Origin of the sequence: Fumia xinanensis, assembly GCF_014384905.1 — a bacterium.
Lineage (GTDB): Bacteria > Bacillota > Clostridia > Oscillospirales > Ruminococcaceae > Fumia > Fumia xinanensis.
The window spans coordinates 889,579-908,830 of the sequence record NZ_JACRSV010000001.1; the positions used below are offsets into that span (position 1 = coordinate 889,579).

The window sequence follows — 19,252 nt, forward strand, 5'->3', positions numbered from 1 at the left end:
TACCCACTTTTCTACAATTCTCGAAAAAAACTTTGTATATTATCATGATAGTATACCTTGTCCCAAAAATCAAGGGAAAATACGGCTTCTACTGCAAAAAATGTGACAAAATCCGCTGCGAAAAATTGGAAGGGCAAGGATGTGCCCGAAAAATCGATAAAAGAAAGAAAAAATGCGGGTTGCCGCGGTTCCCTCCAAAAAATCACCGAACGGCGGCTGCGGAAATAGGATAAGGGTGAGTAACAGCGTCTGCGCGGGGCTTGAATCCTGCGCCGCTGGCAAGAAGGGAGGGAAAACCATGGCGGATTCCATCAGAGGCATTGACGTTTCTGCCTGGCAGGGGGTCATCGACTGGGACAAAGTCAAAGCATCGGGGGTTAAATTTGTCATGATTCGAGCAGCCTACGGGATGACGGCGGACACCAAGTTTAAGGTGAATATGGAGGGCGCGCAGAAAGCGGGCCTCGATACCGGCGTTTACTTGTACACGCTGGCCACTACAACGGCAAAGGCCAGGGAAGAGGCGCAGTTTCTTTTAAGTCTCATCAAACCCTACAGGCTCACCTATCCGGTGGCCTTTGACGCCGAAGACAGCAAAACCATCGGAAAGCTTTCAAACGACGCGCGAACCAGCGTTGTCGAGGCGTTCTTTGACGTGATTGAAGGCGCCGGGTATTACGGGATCCTGTACGCTTCTCTCAACTGGATGAACAACTACTTTGTTCAGAGCCGCATCGCCCGCTATGATAAATGGGTGGCTCAATGGAGCAATGAATTGAGTTACAAAGGGGCCGGTATGTGGCAGTATTCGGCTACAGGCCGGGTTCCGGGTATCAATGGCGACGTGGATTTGAACCAGGCATTCAAGGATTACCCGTCTCTGACGCATCCGCAGGAGAATATGCAGGGTAAATGGATACAAAACGACCTGGGCTGGTGGTATGAATACCAAGACGGCAGTTATCCGAAGCTGAAATGGGTAAAGATAAACGACCGATGGTACTACTTCGGCAGCAACGGCTATGCTTACAGGGGTTATCACATCATCGGAGATGAACCGTACTATTTTGCGGAGCACAACGACGGCATACTCAAGGAGTGCCAGTGCGTCATCACAAATTCCAAAGGCGTGGTGCAGTAAACGAAAAACACAGGGTACCGGGAAGGTATCCTGTGTTTTTATGGGTAGGAGGGGACAGGCTATCGGGAAAGAAGTTCCATCACCATACGTTTTATCGAGATCGTTACGATATTCAAATATAGGATCGTTGTTTCGTGTGATACGAAAAATCAAGTTAAAATACTGATGTCGATACCATTTTTCTTGACTTTTTACTGCTGTTAAAGTATTTTAAAGAGGAAAGTATAAACTATTTACAAGGAGTGTTCATTATGAAAAAGGTACTGCCGACAGAATACCCTATTGTAACAGGATATCCTGTTATTGCCAATGCGTTATCTATTTTACAAACAAAAGAGGAAACGACAAATTGGATTCTTTTGAATCTTATCGTACCAATTGTTATGTATGAGGAAAAAAACGACAAATTGATGATTGATTTAGGTGGTGACCATACTCCTTGGAATACTAGGTATCTTTACGACGATTGTCCATATTTAACCGTTTATCGGTATGACAGAACATGGTTCTGTCAGCAGAAACAGGATATCCTTCCTTTTATCAAGTGGAATATTGATCATGAGAAATACATATATTCGGATGTATGTGAAAAATATATACCTGAATACAATTGCGACTTTTCTGATAAATTGCATGACTTATTCATATATGGATATGACGAGGAAGAGAAATTGCTTTTTGGATCTGATTTCTTTTATGGAGAAAAATATAGAAATATTTCCATCTCTTTTGATGATTATAGAAAAGCCTTTGACTCTGTAGAAGAACAAGGTTTACCCCACCGTGTTGAACAAACTACCGATATTATGGCTATCACACATAGAAAATTATTTAATAGCTGGCTGGCTGTGGATTATGAGGATCCAAAGTGTGTTTTGCCAATATTAAAGGAGAGAATTTTAGAATGCCTTGGTAAAACGAATGTAAGTTATATGCGCCGTTATGATGAAAATCTGGTATATGGCATCAAAGGATATGATTTGCTTCAAAAATATTTTCAGGATAAAAACTTTTGTGAGCTCAAATATACCTATTATAACCGTATGTGTATTCAATTTTTAGTAGAGCACAAAATGGTTTTATTTAAGATCTGCAATAAGATTTTAAAAAATGATTGTCTGTCTAACCAAGCAAAAACGCTTTTTAATTTGGCATCTATCATAAAAGGATGCGTATTAAAAGCAATGGTGAAGCAAAATTGTTCTTCTGTTGAACGGCAAAGTATCGTCAATCATTTGAATAATATCAAGAAACAGGAACTTACTTTGCTAACAGACATGCTTACTTTTATTGATGAACAGGAATTATATAAACCGCTCATATAGAAACAGTTCCCTGCCTACTTGGTAATCGTCCTATAGGGATAGATCTCTTCCACAAAAAATTCAATTTGAAAAAGGATTACGCCGCGTTTTCCTTTCAGGATCGGTCAATCTGAATTTATTCATCTGGAGATCGTCCCGATCAACATTTTAGCTTTTTTCCAACTCTAATAAAAATTTGTTAATATTATTTGCTAATAGATCGAAGTATGAAAGATATTTCGATCTATTTTTTATTTTTATAGAACTATTATTTTATATAATTTGAAGATAAAATATAATAAAAAACTTTGGTATATTACAAAATATAGTATATTAGCATAAAATATTTTATATTTTGTATTGACAATTGGAATATATTGATATATTATAAAATTAATAAATAAATATATTTTTATAAATAATTTTAGATTTTAAAATGAGTATTACTTAAAAATACACCTACTAGTAAATAAGGGAAAAATATTCAGAAAAGGATAATAAAAACACAACTTTTACTATTATATGGCATGAAATTAATTATTTTAGTCTAGCTCAATTATAAGTTGGTCTAAACGTATGTGGCAATTTGTTTATATTGTTTTTAACAGTGATCATTTAGATTTTCGATTAACAAATATTAATAATCAATTGTCTAAAAAGAATATTTTTGCTTTTAGGACAAGAATTTTTGAAAAAATAGGGTGACAAAATGTTATTATTTATCGACTCATATAAAGATTATCTTAAAGAAAATGTAGCCTTGGAGTTTTTATATACCTATGTAGAATTAGAATGTAAGGTTGATTACTGTTTTATTGATATGAATAAAACAGATGAACTAGATATTGATTTAGAAAACTATGAATTATTTGGTCTTACAATTAATACGGAAGTTGCTCCATATGTGTATAAAATTGCTGATAAAATAAAAGAAAAAAAACCGAATGCTTATATCTTTACTTTTGGAACGTTTGCCACGTTATCTGCAAATATGATACTTAAGGATTGTAATAACATCAATTTTGTAGTGTTAGGCGACTACGAGCAGCCAATAAAAATATTGATTCAAGAATATTTAAAAAATGACACATTAAATTTAAATAAACCGTATTTATACAGTATCGGAGACCAGTTAACCGAAAAAGTATTTAATGTCGACGAAATGAGCGAACCAGTGATCCCACAACATATTTATTTGGAGAGGCATGAAACCAGGTATCATCATACGGCTATTATCGCAAGTACACGCGGGTGTATTGGTCAATGTCGTTTTTGTACCTTAAACTATTGCTTAGGAAAAAGACGTATTAAATGGCGTGCAAGGGATATTGATTTAGTATTTCAAGAAATTATAGAAATTTACAATAAATATAGAATACGGGCGTTTCATATTCAAGATTCGGCGATAGAAGGAGCAGGAAAAATAGGAAAAGCTCGCATAGAGCGTTTGTGTGATTTACTTATAAATTATCCCGTTAGATTTTCATTTTCTTTTAACACACGCGCGAAAGGATTTGGAGAAGAGGATGATAAATTACTAGTTAAAATGAAACAGGCTGGTTTTATTTCTGCCTTATTGGGGATAGAGTCTTTAGATGAAAAGGATTTAGAATTTTTTAACAAAAGAGTAAAACCGCAAGATAATTTGCAATCATATAAACTTTTAAATGAATATGGTTTTTATGTTGAATGTGGTTTTATAAATATTAATCCGGTTTCAACGGTATCTTCTTTTCAAAAAAATTTCAATTTTTCTAAGGAAAACAATTTGTTTTATGATTATCATTTTACCAGTAAGCTTTCTATTGAATATGGATCAAAGATGTATGATTTGGTTAAAGATATGGGATTGCTCGATAAAAATTATTCTTATATCAACACATGTGTATTTAGATTTTTAGATCCTGAAGGAGAAAGAGTTGCCCGAAGACTATTAAAAGCTTCTGAGCTATCGGGGTACTCTGCTTATGAAAGCGATTTTTTAAATTTTCAGTCTTTTTATATTACAACTATTAATTTATTTGATGAGCATCAAGCTTTAAATTTCAGAAATTTATTTGAACCTTATATAAGCAGACTTGCTAATGAGAAATTTGATATGTATGAGCACTTAATTTGTCAAAGAGAAGATTCTCCAGAAAAAATTATGAATTACTATAACCCTCGTATTATCGAGCTATATAAAAAAATATTAATTAAAAAAGTTCGTCTTTTAAAAGACTCTAACTTACTGGCCTATTTAAGAGGAGAAAATGTAAAATGAGTGACTATAAATTATCTAAATTTAACTATTATGTAGAGTATAGCGAAAAATTCGTTCTTTTACTGAACAAGCTTTCCAAACAAACTGCAATAATGGAAAACACCAAGCTAGATAATATTGAGTCAGGAATTTATTCTATTGAAAATTTAGAAAGAGAGATTGAGAGCGGGTTTGTAGTATCTAATCAGATTGATGAGGATCTCCTAGCAAATGAAAATTTAGAGAAAAGTCTACATAGTAACGTTCTTTCGTTAACTATTTTAACCTCCGAATCTTGTAATTTTAAATGTGCCTATTGCTTTGATGAATTTAACAATGGTAATATCAAAGAACATACGATGGAGGAGATCATTTTATATGTAAGAAAAAATATTCATAAGTACTCAGCTTTACATGTAGAATGGTTTGGTGGAGAACCACTGTTGGCGCTGAATTCAATATATTACTTGTCAGAAAAATTGATCGATATTTGCAAAAAAGCCTCTCGACAATATTTCGCATCTACTACAACAAATGGTTACTTATTAGGATTTAATGAGTTTAAAATGCTTCATAAGTATAAAGTCTATGAATACATTGTAACCTTAGATGGACTAGCTGCTATTCACAACAAAAATAGGCCACTTAAAAACGGGGAAGGAAGTTTTGATAAAATTATAGATAATTTAAGAAGCATAAGAGATAAGATTAATTCAAAATCATTTAAAATTACAATCAGAACAAATTTGACAAAAGAGGCCTATGGACAGTTTGAATCCTATATTGAATTTTTAAATCAGGAATTTGGTGGGGACAGTAGGTTTACATTTATGTTTAATCCTGTTTATGATTGGGGAGGAGAACGGGTTGATCAAATCAAGGATAATCTTTTAGACGATATCTGTGATTTTTATAATATCATTGCAAAAAAAGGAGAAAAGTTAAATCTTTCGGCAATGTTAAATCGAGCAACCAATCGGTTGTGTTATTATGCAGGAAGAAATATCTATACGATTACGACGGAAGGCGGCATTATTATCTGTCCCCAGTTAAATAAAGGACGGATAGGTTACTTGAACAATGGAAAGATGGAAATTGCTCCCTATAAACTAGCCTCTTGGTATGCGTTGGAAGCGACTATGGATCCTAAATGCCAAGATTGCCAGGATTATTATCTTTGCAAAGGCAAAAGATGTCCAGCCAATATTAAAGCTATAAAAGAAGCTGGTTTATTGCCGGAAGGCTTTGGTTGTGAGAAAGACGCAGAAGAATTAGACGCTATTCTTCCATTGGTGTATAAAACGAATCCAGAATTATTTATTAAGCTTTAGGGGAGATAAAATATGCGGGAAAAAATAACAGAATGCTTTGCCAATATAGGTTTCATCGTGGATCCGGCCATTAATTTTGAATTAAGCGAATATTTGGAGGATTCTGTATCCTTTATCGGGCTAATTGTTGAACTTGAGAATGAATTTAATATTGAGATACCAGATGAATACCTCACACCGGACAGCATGAAAACGTTTGAAGATGTATGCAATATGGTTGAAACTCTTTTAAAAACTTCTTGATCATAATAGCGCTCTATGAGCTATATGAAATAACAATAAAAAGGAGGGATACATATGAAGCTTAGAAAGCCAAGCAAAAGAGTAGCCAAAGTCATGATTTATTCATTGGAATGCTCAAAAAGCTCTAGTTTCTCAGGTTGTGGTTTGCGCTGGTAGGTAGTATAGAGTGGGTAAACCAAACAGGGCAGGATGGACAAAAATCTTGTCCATCCTGTTGCTTTATAAGGAAGGTATTTATGAATAAACAAAAAGTGGTAATTCTAGATACAGGGGTTAAAAAAAATCATCCACAGTTTGACCGCACAGAAATTGTTAATTTAAAATTGAATGACTCACAAAATTGGGAAGAATGTGATGATCATATTGTTAATGGCCACGGAACCGCAGTTGCTTCTGTTTTACTTAAATATGTTAACACCGATATTCAAATTATCTCAATGAATATTTTTAATAAAGAAGAGGAATCCGATCCATTTCTATTGATTTCCGCGTTAAATTATATATATCAAAATATTGAGTGTGACGCAATTAATATTAGTGCAGGAATTCATCAGGATTTTCCGGAATTGAGGGAAGTATGTAGTCTATTAAAAGAAAAGCATATTAAGATTGTTGCTGCATTCTGCAATTCAGGGTTGATTTCATTCCCAGCCGCCTATGACTCCGTAATAGGCGTAGATGCCACGACATCAGTGACCCGTATAGATGAATATATCTATGTCCGTGGAAGCTTGGTCAACGTCGGAGCTATGAGTACCAATCAAAGGGTTGCTTGGACAGATCCCGCTTATGTGATTGTTCGGGGAAATAGTTTTATTACTCCCATTATTACCGCAAAGATATGTAATCTACTGGCAGATGGAGTAGCTTTTATCGACATTGAATCTTTTTTATCGCATCAAGCAGTTCGTAATATGGAGTTCAGCTATGAGCCGGTTCAATATAGCAAATATAAAACACCTAAGCAAGCTGCTATATTTCCCTTAAACAAGGAAACGAATAGTCTGATACGTTTTGAACATATGCTGCCTTTTCAGCTCACATCTGTTTATGACACAAAGTACTCCGGTAAAGTGGGCCAAAAAGTGAGTTCTGCTAATGGCAAGGAAACTTTTCAGATTCAAAATATTGATCATTGTGATTGGGATTCTTTCGATTCATTAATTTTAGGGCATTCACAGGAGCTATCTATTAAATCAAATAAGAATTATAAACTAGAAATAATAAAGAGATGTATAGAAAATGACAAGAATATTATTTGTTTTGATGAAAAAGATATAAGGCTACTCCCTACAAGCTTACAGAAAAATATCTATGTTCCTAAAATTAGCCGTTCAAAAAAGACCTCAAATAAATTTGGCAAGTTGTATACGACATATTCTCCTGTATTGGCAGTTGTAGGAACATCCAGCCAACAAGGTAAATTTACTTTTCAGCTTAAGATAAGAGAACTGTTTCAAGCGGATGGATTTAAGGTTGGGCAGTTTTGTACCGAACCAGAAGGCGAATTATTTCAGATGGATGCAGTGTATCCATATGGTTATGATGGAACAGTTGATTTATCCGGATTAGAAAGTATAGAGCATGTTAATGCTTTAATGCATGAGATTGATTTGACAGAGCCAGACATTATTATTGCTGGAACACAATCCGGCGCCTGTACGGTTGATTATAACAATTTATCTTCTTATACCCTTCCTACAATAGACGTTCTTTTGGGTATCAAACCAGACGCTGTGGTTTTGTGTATCAATTATCATGACCCTATCGAAGTTGTAAAACGCTCAGTTAAATTTTTAGAATCCCTTGTAGATTGTGCCGTAGTGGGCGTTTGTCTCTTTCCATTTGGTTATGAAGACGAATGGCATGCCATGCGAAACTTGAAAACAATGATAAGTAATGACCAATTAGTGAAACGTACCGTTGAAATAGAAAATGAATTAGACATTTCTTGTGGAATAAACGGAGAGGATGATGGCACTCTAAAGCTTTACAAAGAGTGCATCAAGTTTTTTACGCAATGTTAGATGTTAATATGAAAATTACAGATGGTTACGATACAATTAACCTTAATCATGCCGCTTCTTTCTACACAAGAATCGCAAAGGGATTATATTGGGTTCCAGTCAATATGCTAGGAAAAAGCCGCTATACGAATGAACAATTATTTTTTTTAACAAGAAGTAAGTCTGCACAAGAAGTCCAAAATCTTAAATTAAATGCTTATGAAGCACTTCAATTATTTCAAGTTATAAAAAAATTTTCTAGTGATGAGGATATTGTATTTTGGAATGATGGACAACATAATTGGGAATTACATAAATCTGGACGTTTTGCCTTTGAAACCAATCATGGCTGCTGTGCTTCAGCTGCCGCATGGTTTCATTATGTTTTAAGCCGAAGTTATGAGCAAGTCGGGTATCTAGGCTATATTAGACCTGATTTATCTGGGCATGTTATGAATTATATTTACCATAATTCACATTACTATATAATTGATCCCACCACCCAGGTGGCAACCAACGCAGTAGAAGTACCTGTTGAATCTGGGACATTTGATATTTACAGAAAAGCAAAACTTAGTACGGGTGTTTGCTATCTAGCAGAGTCACTTTTAGATTATGCAAATTATCATTTGAGATTACAAAAGATAAAATCATTTACATTCTCTTATTATTGTTTACCTGGCTTTGAATGTATTCCGGCACATTTTTTGACACATGATAATGACGTTATTCATCTTTATGCCCCTCAACCTTATCAATTCATACTCAATACTCATATCCAATTTCATCATGTACCGCAGGTTGTGTTTCCGACGAAATATAACAAATATTCGGATCGTTATTTTTAAAAAAGTTATATTATGATGGGAAGAGAGAGGGTGAATGAAACTATAGTAGATGCTGAACCTGTAGATAGTTTTTATAATAAAGAGGACAATGGCATCTAGCAAGGATATAGCCTTCCTATTATAGTTACTGATGTTGATCGTATATATATTAATATTTCCAAAATTAAAAAAGTTTAACTTTTTTATTGCAAAAGGACAGCATATTTGGTATAATTTTTATAATATTTATCTTCTTCCGAGAGTTACATAGGTTTGTAGTAAAACCATCGTACCTCAAAGATTGACATTTTATTAACTTTAGAGTACGTCTTTGGTGACGAGGAGTTATTATTTATGAATCCGTATTATGAAAAAATGTTTTCTCAACGAATTACTATTGCCACTGTTTTTAAAACTTATTTAAGGACCTCTCCCATAAAAACATCATTCTACTTATTTTTTAATTTTATTTTAGGCATTGTGCCAATTTTCACCATTTTAGTTAACGCTCAATTTATCAATTACGCATTGAAAATTGTCGGTGAGCCAAGTGTGCTTCCATCTGCAATTCGATATGCAGTATTCATTATTCTATTAATGATTGTTATTGAAATTGGCCCCAATATTAATAATATATTATTGGCAAGTATGAATCAAAAAGTACAGTACCACCTTGAGGAGAGTATTATCAATAAGGTGGCAGCTTTAGAATATAAAGATATAGAAAATACCAAAACACTGGACTTAATTAATCGAATCAGCCAAAATCCAGAGGAACTATTTACAAATATTCTAAAAAATATAGTTAATATTGTAATCTTTATTTTATCTTGTATTGGTCCACTTATGATTATGTTTATTAATTCTTGGATTTCTGGATTGGCAGCATTCATCCTAATAATTCCTTTTGCTTACTTTGCTATAAAAAGTGGACGCGTAACATACGAAGCGAGGATTGAAGTAACTCAGAAGAGGCGTACTTATCAGTATTTATCCACTATTTTGTCAGAACGTGAAAGCACCAAAGAACGTACGCTCTTCGGGTATGGAGACGCAATTAATGAAAAATATAAGAATGATTTTGAGGCTGCAAGAAAAGTAGAACTTAGACCCAGAATAAAGTGGTATTTAAAATCTGGGAGCGGTGGAATTCTCTCTGTTTTACTCACGATCATTGTTATGCTTTCTTTGCTGAATCCTGTTTTGGGAGGGCAGATTGAAATTGGAATGTTTACCTCTCTTATTACTTACTTCGCAAGTTTTGTTTTACGTTTATCTTGGGAACTTCCCGATCTGTTATATAATTTTACGAGAAATAGAGAAATCGCCAAAGATCTTACTAAATTTTCACAGCTGAAAATTGATAAAAGGCTGTTGGCTGTTCCTGAAAAAAATCAGCCTTTTGATTCTCTGGAGTTTAAAAATGTTACGTTTTGTTATCCCGGCACAACGCACCCAATACTAAAAGACTTATCGTTCTACATGGAAAAAGGTAAGCACTATGCTTTTGTGGGTGAAAATGGTGTGGGAAAGACTACCATTACAAAACTAATAACAGGCTTATATAGTGATTTTACCGGTCAAATTCTAATAAACGGCAAGGATATCAGACAATTAACGCCAGCACATAAGAAAGGAATCTTTGTGGAACAGTATCAGGACTATGCCAGGTATTCGATTAGTTTAATGGAAAACATTTCAATCGGTGATGTACAACATATGGAAGATGCTGCCTTTGAGGAGAAAATCAAGAACGTTATTCAGGAGGTTGGATTAACTGCTGTTTTATCAAAGCTCCCGGAAGGTCTAGATACCCGTTTAGGAAAAATAGATAATGACAGTATTGATTTATCAGGCGGGGAGTGGCAAAGAGTGGCAATGGCTCGAACGGCTATTAGTCCAGCCCCTTTTAAAATATTGGATGAACCCACAGCTGCTTTGGATCCGATTCAAGAGAATTATGTGTATCGGCAGTTCATGCAAATGCATAAAAACAGTACTACTCTCTTAATTTCACATAGACTTGGTTCTGTGAAAAACGCGGATGTTATTTTTGTATTATCTCAGGGACGCGTTATCCAAATGGGTAATCATGAACAACTAATTGGAGAAGACGGGTTATATCGTACCATGTACGAAAAACAGAAGGAGTGGTATATATGAAAAAAAGGAGTGATAGCGGGACGTCTATTTTTGTATTGATAAGACACCTGCTACCTATTGCATATAAAGCACATCCTGTACTGTTTATCAGTGTGAATGCACTCGGTATTGCACAGGCTTTAAGTAATGGCTTAAATACAATCATCTTAGCAAAACTGATTGATGGTATTATTCAAACAATCAACGATCATAATTACATTCATATTTTGATATGGATTCTTGTACTTTATGGTTTTGCGCTTCTTTTGCTACAAGTTATTAATAGTACTTTCAATTTTTTAATGGAACAGTATCTAAATGTTTGTGAAGGTAATTTTACATATATTTTTCACAAGGCTGTTTCCAAAACTGAGCCGATTTGCTTTGAACAAGAGCAATATTTAAATAGTATTTTAAAAGCAAAAGAAGGTGCACAATCCTGTGGACTTTTTACCATTTATCTTTTTGGAGTAATAGACTTTGTGCTTCCTTATTTTATTTTCATGGGTACTTATTTTGCATTTGTAGATACAAAATTAATGCTTAGCATTATTTTTGCATTTATACCTGCGTGTTTTTCTCTGTTTGCTCAACTTAAGCTGTTTACAAAATTACAGGATACAACAGCGCCTATTAAGAGGAAATACCAATACTATAAAAGTTGTCTCATTGATAAAACTTTTTTGAAAGAAACCAGAAATTTAGGAGCGTTTGGATTTTTCAATAAAAAAGCCCTAGATCAATTAGCTGACTTAGTCCATGAGGTATTTAGTTGTAACAAAAAGTCTGAAAAAATTAGTTTATCGGTAAATTTGGTTACGATCTTGGGGTATGTATCCATGCTGGTTCTACTAATTTCAAGTATTTTGAGCGGCGATATTTCAATTGGCTTATTCGTTGCAGCATATGGTTCTATGCAGACGTTCTTTGCTTTAATGCAAAATTTAGTCGGAGGTTTTGGCTACGGTCTAGTGCGTATATTTGCTCCAATTAAAAATTATGTGAATTTTATCACCAAGAAAAATCCGACAAAATTGCATGATACTTTTTCAGAGGAAAGCGGTATTCGGATGAGTAATGTCACCTTCACTTATCCAAATGCACAGGCTCCCTCCCTACGCAATATACAATTGGAGATACCAAAGGGGCAAGTCCTAGCAATTGTCGGTGAGAATGGCTCAGGAAAATCCACCTTGGCAAAATTGATGTTGGGACTTTATAAACCGAATGATGGAAGTGTACATATTGGCGGTCTTGACACTGCTATGATAGATTCGGATGAGTATTATCCATACTTATCTACTGTATTTCAGGATTATGTAAAATATAAATTTACCCTTGACGCAAATATTAAGATAGGTCAAATCGACAAGAATATGGATACCACGCCTGTATTGTCCCAGACCAGTTTATCTCCTGAATTAATTTTGCAGAAAAATGATGTAATACTATCCAGAGACTTTAATGGTATCGATTTATCAGGCGGTCAATGGCAGCAAATTGCAATTGCTAGAGCACAATATAGAGATCATTCGTTTATCGTTCTGGATGAGCCGACTGCAGCAATTGACCCGATTATGGAATCTGACATATATAATCGTTTTATCAATATGTCTAAGGGCAAAACTGCAGTTGTTATTACACACCGCTTAGGCTCCGCCAGATTTGCAGATCGTATCATTGTTTTAAAGGAAGGGCAAATTATACAAGACGGAACCCATAATGATCTGCTTAAACTAGAAGGCGAATATTCTCGTATGTGGAACTTACAGGCCCAAAACTATGTAAAATAAATGAAGAGCAAAGTTCTCCATACATTTCTATGGGGAGTTACGCTACCATCCTTTAGAAAAGTGAGAGGTCAATTGAGAAAATCCTCTCATACTACCTGTGAACCAACCATCAAAGCATTGGAGATCGGCAACCTATCTAATAAAAATGAATAACGATGAAGGACTACCAACAAAAAATAATATGACCGAATAACAACGAGCCTTTCCCCACGGGGAAAGGCTCGTTTATCACTTTGTCATCTTATCCACTGTTGCCAAAATTTCTTCGATTTTGTCGTCTCCGCCGCCCTGCTCGATGGCGTCCCGGACGCAGCCCTGCATATGGGCCCGGATAATCTCCCGGTTGGCCCGTTTGAGGATGGATTCGGTGGCGAGGATTTGGTTGGAGATGTCGATGCAGTAGCGGTCGTCCTCCACCATTTTGAGGATGCCGTCGAGTTGTCCCCGGGCGGTTTTCAAAAGGCGGGTGACCTGTGTTCTGTCGGCTTTCATCGCTGTCGTTCCTTTCTCGCTCACGCTAGGAGATGGAAACGACTTCGTAGCCCGCGTCCTCGACGGCTTTGCGGAGAACGTCGTCGCTGACCTCTTTTTGGAGGGAAATGGAAGCGGTTTTTGCCTCCAAATCGACGGTGGCGGAAACGCCCTCGATGGCGTTTAACGCCTTTTCCACCCGTCCGGAGCAGTGGCCGCAGGACATGCCTTCGATTTTCATGGTTTTATTCATAACAAAACTTCCTTTCTTTGGAGCCGGAGCGGGCTCCTTGCTTTCAATAATTTGAACCGCGGTTTCCGCGGAAGGGTTGGCTTTTTCGCTGACAGAGTGTTTGAACTTCGGCTTAAAGAGCTTGAGCCGAAGGGCGTTCAGGACGACGCAGACAGAGCTGAGGCTCATTGCCGCCGCACCGAACATGGGGTTCAGCTTCCAGCCCAGGGCGGTGAAAAATACGCCCGCCGCCAGCGGGATGCCCAAAGTGTTGTAGATAAGTGCCCAGAAAAGATTCTCCCGGATGTTACGGATGACCGAACGGGAGAGCTGGATCATGGTGGCCACGTCCATGAGGTTGGATTTGACAAGCACCACGTCCGCTGACTCGATGGCAATGTCGGTGCCCGCCCCGATAGCCACGCCTACGTCGGCGCGGGCGAGAGCGGGAGCGTCGTTGATGCCGTCGCCCACCATGGCAACTTTGCGCCCGGCTTTCTGGAGTTTTTGGACTTCCGACTCCTTGTCTTGAGGGAGCACCTCGGCAATGGCGTTTTTCAGTCCTAACCGCTTTTGGATGGCGGCAGCGGTCTTTTTGTTGTCACCGGTGAGCATGACAACGTTGAGACCCATGGCCTGCATTTCGTCGATGGCGGCCTTAGAGGTGGCTTTGATGGGGTCGGAAACGGCGACGATGCCGATGATTTTTCCATCTGCGGCGAAGTAGAGAGGCGTTTTGCCGTCGTCGGCCAACTGTTCGCCCTGCCGATGGGCTTCATCGGCAGCAACGCCGTTTTCCTCCATGAGCCGCAGGTTACCGGCAAGGAGTTTCCGTCCCGATACGGTTCCCGACACACCCAGGCCGCTCAGTGTCTCAAACTGCTCGACGGGGGAGAGGGGCGTGCCGGTTTTCTGGGCGTAGGCGAGGATGGCATCGGCCAGGGGGTGCTCCGACAGCTTTTCGATGGAGGCGGCAAGGGAAATCAAACCATCGGAGGAAAAGCCGCCGAGGGCCACAATGTCGGTGACCTGAGGCTTGCCCTCGGTGATGGTGCCGGTTTTGTCGAGAACTACCGTGTCGACAGAATGGGCGGTCTCCAGCGCCTCAGCTGACTTGATGAGGATGCCGTTTTTGGCGCCCTGGCCGGTGCCCACCATGATGGCAGTAGGCGTTGCAAGGCCCAATGCGCAGGGACAGGAAATGACTAAGACCGAAATGGCGATATTGAGGGCAAATTCAAAGGATTCGCCCACCAATAACCAGATGACGAAGGCGGCAACCGCGATGAGGATGACCGCCGGGACGAAAATCGAGCTGATTTTGTCGGCCAGTTTGGCGATGGGGGCCTTTGAAGATCCCGCCTCCTCCATGAGGCGTATGATTTGGGAGAGGGTGGTGTCGTCACCTACCTCAGTGGCCTTAAATTTCAAAAATCCCGTCTTGTTGATGGTGGCGCCGATGACCTTGTCGCCGGGATTTTTCGCCACTGGGATGCTCTCGCCGGTGAGGGCAGATTCGTCCACCGCCGAAGCGCCTTCGACGACGATTCCGTCCACCGGGATGGTCTGGCCCGACTTGATGACAACGATGTCGCCCTGCTCGACGTCAGCCACGTCAATCTCCATTTCCTGCCCGTCCCGTTCTACCGTGGCGGTCTGGGGCCGGAGGTTCACAAGCTTGGTGATGGCGTCGGAGGTCTTGGCCTTGGCCCGGGTTTCCAGGTATTTGCCCAGTGTGATGAGGGTGAGGATCATCCCTGCCGACTCAAAGTAAAGATCCATGGCGTAATGGTGGACCCGATCCATATCGCTCGCCGCCATGCCGAACCCGATTTGGTAAATAGCGATGATGCCGTAAGCGATAGCCGCCGTGGAGCCAATGGCGATGAGGGAATCCATGTTGGGCGCGCCCCGAAAGAGGGTTTTGAAGCCCACCCGGAAGAACTTGAAGTTCACGAAAACAACCGGCAGCACCAGCAAAAACTGGGTAAAGGCCAGAACAATGGCGGAAGCGTCCCCGTGAAAGACGGCGGGGAGGGGCCAGCCCATCATGTGCCCCATGCTGACGTAAAAGAGGGGGACGGTGAAAAGGATGGACCAGATGAGCCGGCGTTTCATCTCGCGCAGTTCGTCGTCTTTTGTGGCGGGGGTGGAGGACGACGGGTTTTTCGCGCCTGTACCGGGAACCGACGCGCCGTATCCCGCCTGCTCCACCGCCTTGACGATGGCGTTTTCGTCGGTTTTCTGTTCGTCGTAGGTGACCATCATGTTGTTGCTGAGTAAATTCACGCTGACGTTGTCCACGCCCTCCACTTTGGAGACGCCTTTTTCCACGTGAGCGGAGCAGGCGGAACAGGTCATGCCAGTGACGTTAAATTTCTGCTTTTTCATGGGAACTCCTTCCGATGAAACCGTTTTGCGACGGTTAAATGGTATATGGGGGACTGACACCCCGGGGGGGTATCTGTTTATAGTATACTTCGTTGGTGTAGTTTTGTCAATCCCCGATTCCCAAATATTTTGCCCCCATTTTTCACAAAAATGGGGGCAGGGGAGGAATATTTTGTTTTTTAATAGGATTGCGTTCGATAAAACCGTAGGGGCGGCCATCGGCCGCCCGTCGTTTGTTCGATTACGTCTGGGCATACTGCGGGCGGCTGATAGCCGCCCCTACACCCTCTCCGCGGAAAAATGTAGGGGGCGATGCAAGATCAAATGCTTCGCATTGCTCCATCTATTAATAGAAATTTAACAATGCGTCAGAAGTGAATATCAATGCATTCAGAAGTGGATATATTGGTATTCACTTCTGACACAGTTTGCAAAAAAACGATTAAACCGGCAGTTGAGATACTTTTTCTTTTGTGTTAAAATAAGCAAAAATTTAAGGAGCTGATTCTATGCCCAAAACCATCGACCAGTTTTACGACCTGCTGCGGCAAACCAGTGAATTCTCCGAGCCTTCTCCGGATTACCGAAAAATTTCCCACGATGTGACCAATGCCGAAACTGCGCTGCACAAAACCTTTTCCGACGAGCAGGAAGAACTGTACGAGCGGCTCTGCTATGAGCGGTATCGCCTGAGTTCGCTGGAGGCCCGCTTCGACTTCGCCGCCGGCTTCCTCTGGGGCAGCCGCCTGATAATGGACGTTCTGCTGGAAAAGTGAGCGGTTCAGTCCTTTTTGCCGCCTTTCCGGGCCTTCCGCTCTTTGATTTCGCCAATGACGATCAGCAGGGCGGCCAGCGCCATCCACAAAAGGGCCTCCCGGTTGGAAACGGGGGCCACGAACCGGTCGATGATGAAATAGACAGCGAAAACGAGCATCCCGGCCAACAGAAACATCGAACGGGGCCGGGTCATGGCGTTTCTCCTTTTCGGAGGACTTCCCACTCGTTCCGCATGGCCCGAAGGTAGCGGAGCGTCCCCACTTCTTCGCCGACAAGATAATGGTATCCTAGGGCCGCGGCTGTTTCCCGGGAAATCTCAGAGAATAGGGCACAGGCGGCGAAAACCGCATCCCAGATGTGGGCGTAATCGCCGTCGGGGTAGGTCTTTTTCAGCGCTTCGTATCGCTCCGGAGACAGATGCAGTTTCAGGAATTTGCCCGCCTTGCCGGTGGAGACCGAAAAGCTGGTCTCGATGCCTACCGACCAGTCGAGAGCCAGCATCAGCGCCTCACGGACATAGACGTTCAGCATCTCCATGACGTAGGGGAGCTCGTCCCGGTTGATACCTTTGGCCACGTTATTTAAGCACCACCAAAATTCGTTGCAGTTGCCCTGAAACTGAGCTTCGGTCGGACGCTTGACCCAATAATTCCGGTCGGAGGGCGGGGGAATCTGCGGCAAAATCCCGTCCTTGTCCAGCAGGGGCAGGGTGAGGGAATCCTTTGTGTATTCCGCTACAGCCAGATCCAGTTCCGCGACCGTCAGGTCGATGCGGTTGCCGTCGGCAAAAAGCATGAGACGGGTGTGGCGGCGGAAGGGATCGGGCTCGTGACCGAAGGCCAGGTCAATGCGACTGGGTTCCTGCATAATTGCGAGGGGGCCGAACACCGACAACCAGCCATTATCTGAGGCAAAGGGAGCAATGTCAGTGACGGCGTATACCACGTCAAAATCCTGGTATTTGTCTTTTGGAGCATTGGGATTTGTCCGGGAGCCGTTGAGATACGCCGCCCTAATCCGACTGTCTTGTTCTGCGACTCGAAGGATTAAATCCATCATCTGCTGTTCGGTTCTCATTTTACTGCCTCGCTATTGCCTTGAAACTGTTCCGCTGTTTTCAGCAGCATATAGATGGCTCTGGACGACGCCAGATAGCGGATCATTTCCCGCAGATTTTCATCCCGGCGATTGATGTTCATTTCAAAAACATCTTTGTGCCATTCGCTGTCCACGGCGATGTAAACAAGCCCTACCGGTTTTCCTTCCGACGGCTCCGGCCCGGCGTTTCCGGTTACTGCCACACCAATGTGAGCGCCGCTGAGTTTCCGAACTCCCGCCGCCATTTCGGCGGCAGTTTCGGGTGAGACGGCGGAGAATTTCTGTAAAGTGAATTCCTTGACGCCGAGAAGCTGCCGCTTCATTCGGTTGGAGTAGGTGCAGACGCCGCATTCAAAGACGGAAGAGGAGCCGTTCACTTCGGTGAGCCGCTTGGAGACATAGCCACCGGTGCAGCTTTCCGCCGTGGCGGCCCGGAGCCCCTTTGCTTTCAGCGTCCGCACCGTTGCTGTCTGCAAATCGCCCACGTCGATGCCGTAGAGGAATTCGCCTACTGTTTCCTTGATTTCCCCGATGATCGGTTCCATCATCTGCTCTGCTTCGGCGGCGTCTTTGGCCATGGCGGAAACCCGCACCATTACTTCGCCGGTTTTGGCGTAGGGCGCCACGGTGGGGTTCTGGCTTTTTTCCATCAGGTCGTGGAGTTTCGTCTCCAAAAGAGATTCCCCGATGCCGTAAAAGTGCAGATTATGGGACAAAAGCACCTTGCCGCTGTCCTTGAGGAGAAAGGGGACAACGTAATGGTCGAACATGGGGGCCATCTCCCGGGGAGGGCCGGGGAGCATGATGGCAGTTTTGCCGTCATGCTCGATGGCGCAGCCGGGGGCAGTGCCATTGGGATTGGGGAAAATGACGGAGCCCTCCGGCATCAGGGCCTGCTTTTTGTTGTTTTCCGGCATGGGGATGTTGAGCTTTTCATGAAATTCGATCACACTTTGCAGGGATTCCTCGTCCATCAGGAGCTTCCGTCCAAAATAAGCGGCAATGGTCTCTTTGGACAGGTCATCGTAGGTGGGGCCTAACCCCCCAGTGGTGATGACGATATCGGAACGGGAAAAGGCGAGTTCCAGGCTTTCTTTGAGCCGTTTCGGGTTGTCGCCCACCACCGTCTGGTGGTACATGGCGATACCTAAATTGGTCAGTTCTTTGGCAATATAGGCGGCATTGGTGTTGACGATGTCGCCCATGAGGATTTCGGTTCCGATGCAGAGGATTTCCGCGCGTTTGGTTGCCATA

Annotated in this window: 15 protein-coding genes; 10 read left to right on the forward strand and 5 right to left on the reverse strand. The window is 41.2% G+C overall.

What is annotated here, in order from left to right; all coding sequences use genetic code 11:
* The first annotated feature begins 298 nt into the window (after positions 1 to 298).
* From H8710_RS04180 to H8710_RS04220, 9 genes are all read left to right on the forward strand, one after another.
* On the forward strand, positions 299 to 1,141 hold the full coding sequence (locus H8710_RS04180) for a glycoside hydrolase family 25 protein (RefSeq protein WP_249294163.1): 843 nt from the start codon (positions 299 to 301) through the stop codon (positions 1,139 to 1,141).
* Between the two features lie 251 nt (positions 1,142 to 1,392).
* Positions 1,393 to 2,466, forward strand: coding sequence for a hypothetical protein (locus H8710_RS04185; protein WP_249294164.1), 1,074 nt, complete (start codon positions 1,393 to 1,395; stop codon positions 2,464 to 2,466).
* 688 nt (positions 2,467 to 3,154) lie between these two features.
* On the forward strand, positions 3,155 to 4,708 hold the full coding sequence (locus tag H8710_RS04190) for a B12-binding domain-containing radical SAM protein (protein WP_249294165.1): 1,554 nt from the start codon (positions 3,155 to 3,157) through the stop codon (positions 4,706 to 4,708).
* Complete coding sequence (locus H8710_RS04195) at positions 4,705 to 6,018, forward strand: radical SAM protein (protein ID WP_249294166.1); 1,314 nt, start codon at positions 4,705 to 4,707, stop codon at positions 6,016 to 6,018. The genes H8710_RS04190 and H8710_RS04195 overlap by 4 nt, the downstream gene beginning before the upstream one ends.
* 12 nt (positions 6,019 to 6,030) lie before the next feature.
* Positions 6,031 to 6,261, forward strand: coding sequence for an acyl carrier protein (locus H8710_RS04200; protein WP_249294167.1), 231 nt, complete (start codon positions 6,031 to 6,033; stop codon positions 6,259 to 6,261).
* Positions 6,262 to 6,497: 236 nt separating this feature from the next.
* Entirely contained in the window at positions 6,498 to 8,288 is a 1,791-nt protein-coding gene (locus tag H8710_RS04205) for a S8 family serine peptidase (RefSeq protein WP_249294168.1), read from the forward strand.
* Positions 8,289 to 8,296: 8 nt separating this feature from the next.
* Positions 8,297 to 9,115, forward strand: a complete 819-nt coding sequence (locus tag H8710_RS04210) for a hypothetical protein (RefSeq protein WP_249294169.1) — start codon at positions 8,297 to 8,299, stop codon at positions 9,113 to 9,115.
* A 333-nt stretch (positions 9,116 to 9,448) separates the two neighbouring features.
* Positions 9,449 to 11,257: an ABC transporter ATP-binding protein gene (locus tag H8710_RS04215; protein WP_249294170.1), complete on the forward strand. Its 1,809-nt coding sequence runs from the start codon at positions 9,449 to 9,451 to the stop codon at positions 11,255 to 11,257.
* Positions 11,254 to 13,029, forward strand: a complete 1,776-nt coding sequence (locus H8710_RS04220; RefSeq protein ID WP_249294171.1) for an ABC transporter ATP-binding protein — start codon at positions 11,254 to 11,256, stop codon at positions 13,027 to 13,029. Before H8710_RS04215 ends, H8710_RS04220 begins: the two co-directional genes overlap by 4 nt.
* 228 nt (positions 13,030 to 13,257) lie before the next feature.
* Here H8710_RS04220 and H8710_RS04225 read toward each other — a convergent pair whose 3' ends face one another.
* Both H8710_RS04225 and H8710_RS04230 read right to left on the reverse strand, forming a co-directional pair.
* Entirely contained in the window at positions 13,258 to 13,521 is a 264-nt protein-coding gene (locus H8710_RS04225; protein WP_249294172.1) for a metal-sensing transcriptional repressor, read from the reverse strand.
* Between the two features lie 25 nt (positions 13,522 to 13,546).
* Positions 13,547 to 16,123 (reverse strand): heavy metal translocating P-type ATPase, encoded by a 2,577-nt coding sequence (locus H8710_RS04230; RefSeq protein ID WP_249294173.1) that lies wholly within the window; start codon positions 16,121 to 16,123, stop codon positions 13,547 to 13,549.
* Between the two features lie 509 nt (positions 16,124 to 16,632).
* Here H8710_RS04230 and H8710_RS04235 point away from each other — a divergent pair.
* Positions 16,633 to 16,899 carry a DUF6809 family protein gene (locus H8710_RS04235; protein WP_249294174.1) on the forward strand — a complete coding sequence of 89 codons (267 nt, stop codon included), beginning with the start codon at positions 16,633 to 16,635 and terminating at the stop codon, positions 16,897 to 16,899.
* A 5-nt stretch (positions 16,900 to 16,904) separates the two neighbouring features.
* Here H8710_RS04235 and H8710_RS04240 read toward each other — a convergent pair whose 3' ends face one another.
* The 3 genes from H8710_RS04240 to H8710_RS04250 are packed head-to-tail and all read right to left on the reverse strand — an operon-like array spanning position 16,905 to position 19,251.
* Entirely contained in the window at positions 16,905 to 17,093 is a 189-nt protein-coding gene (locus H8710_RS04240; protein WP_249294175.1) for a hypothetical protein, read from the reverse strand.
* Positions 17,090 to 17,977: an aminoglycoside 6-adenylyltransferase gene (locus H8710_RS04245; protein WP_249294176.1), complete on the reverse strand. Its 888-nt coding sequence runs from the start codon at positions 17,975 to 17,977 to the stop codon at positions 17,090 to 17,092. The genes H8710_RS04240 and H8710_RS04245 overlap by 4 nt, the downstream gene beginning before the upstream one ends.
* A complete protein-coding gene (locus H8710_RS04250; RefSeq protein ID WP_249294177.1) occupies positions 17,974 to 19,251 on the reverse strand; it encodes a competence/damage-inducible protein A in 1,278 nt (425 codons plus the stop codon). Before H8710_RS04250 ends, H8710_RS04245 begins: the two co-directional genes overlap by 4 nt.
* Position 19,252: the final 1 nt, after the last annotated feature.

Bases quoted from the DNA above. Each gene is read 5' to 3' on its own strand.
- H8710_RS04180 (WP_249294163.1), top strand. From the start codon at position 299: ATGGCGGATTCCATCAGAGGCATTGACGTTTCTGCCTGGCAGGGGGTC.
- H8710_RS04185 (WP_249294164.1), top strand. From the start codon at position 1,393: ATGAAAAAGGTACTGCCGACAGAATACCCTATTGTAACAGGATATCCT.
- H8710_RS04190 (WP_249294165.1), top strand. From the start codon at position 3,155: ATGTTATTATTTATCGACTCATATAAAGATTATCTTAAAGAAAATGTA.
- H8710_RS04195 (WP_249294166.1), top strand. From the start codon at position 4,705: ATGAGTGACTATAAATTATCTAAATTTAACTATTATGTAGAGTATAGC.
- H8710_RS04200 (WP_249294167.1), top strand. From the start codon at position 6,031: ATGCGGGAAAAAATAACAGAATGCTTTGCCAATATAGGTTTCATCGTG.
- H8710_RS04205 (WP_249294168.1), top strand. From the start codon at position 6,498: ATGAATAAACAAAAAGTGGTAATTCTAGATACAGGGGTTAAAAAAAAT.
- H8710_RS04210 (WP_249294169.1), top strand. From the start codon at position 8,297: ATGAAAATTACAGATGGTTACGATACAATTAACCTTAATCATGCCGCT.
- H8710_RS04215 (WP_249294170.1), top strand. From the start codon at position 9,449: ATGAATCCGTATTATGAAAAAATGTTTTCTCAACGAATTACTATTGCC.
- H8710_RS04220 (WP_249294171.1), top strand. From the start codon at position 11,254: ATGAAAAAAAGGAGTGATAGCGGGACGTCTATTTTTGTATTGATAAGA.
- H8710_RS04225 (WP_249294172.1), bottom strand. From the start codon at position 13,521: ATGAAAGCCGACAGAACACAGGTCACCCGCCTTTTGAAAACCGCCCGG.
- H8710_RS04230 (WP_249294173.1), bottom strand. From the start codon at position 16,123: ATGAAAAAGCAGAAATTTAACGTCACTGGCATGACCTGTTCCGCCTGC.
- H8710_RS04235 (WP_249294174.1), top strand. From the start codon at position 16,633: ATGCCCAAAACCATCGACCAGTTTTACGACCTGCTGCGGCAAACCAGT.
- H8710_RS04240 (WP_249294175.1), bottom strand. From the start codon at position 17,093: ATGACCCGGCCCCGTTCGATGTTTCTGTTGGCCGGGATGCTCGTTTTC.
- H8710_RS04245 (WP_249294176.1), bottom strand. From the start codon at position 17,977: ATGAGAACCGAACAGCAGATGATGGATTTAATCCTTCGAGTCGCAGAA.
- H8710_RS04250 (WP_249294177.1), bottom strand. From the start codon at position 19,251: ATGGCAACCAAACGCGCGGAAATCCTCTGCATCGGAACCGAAATCCTC.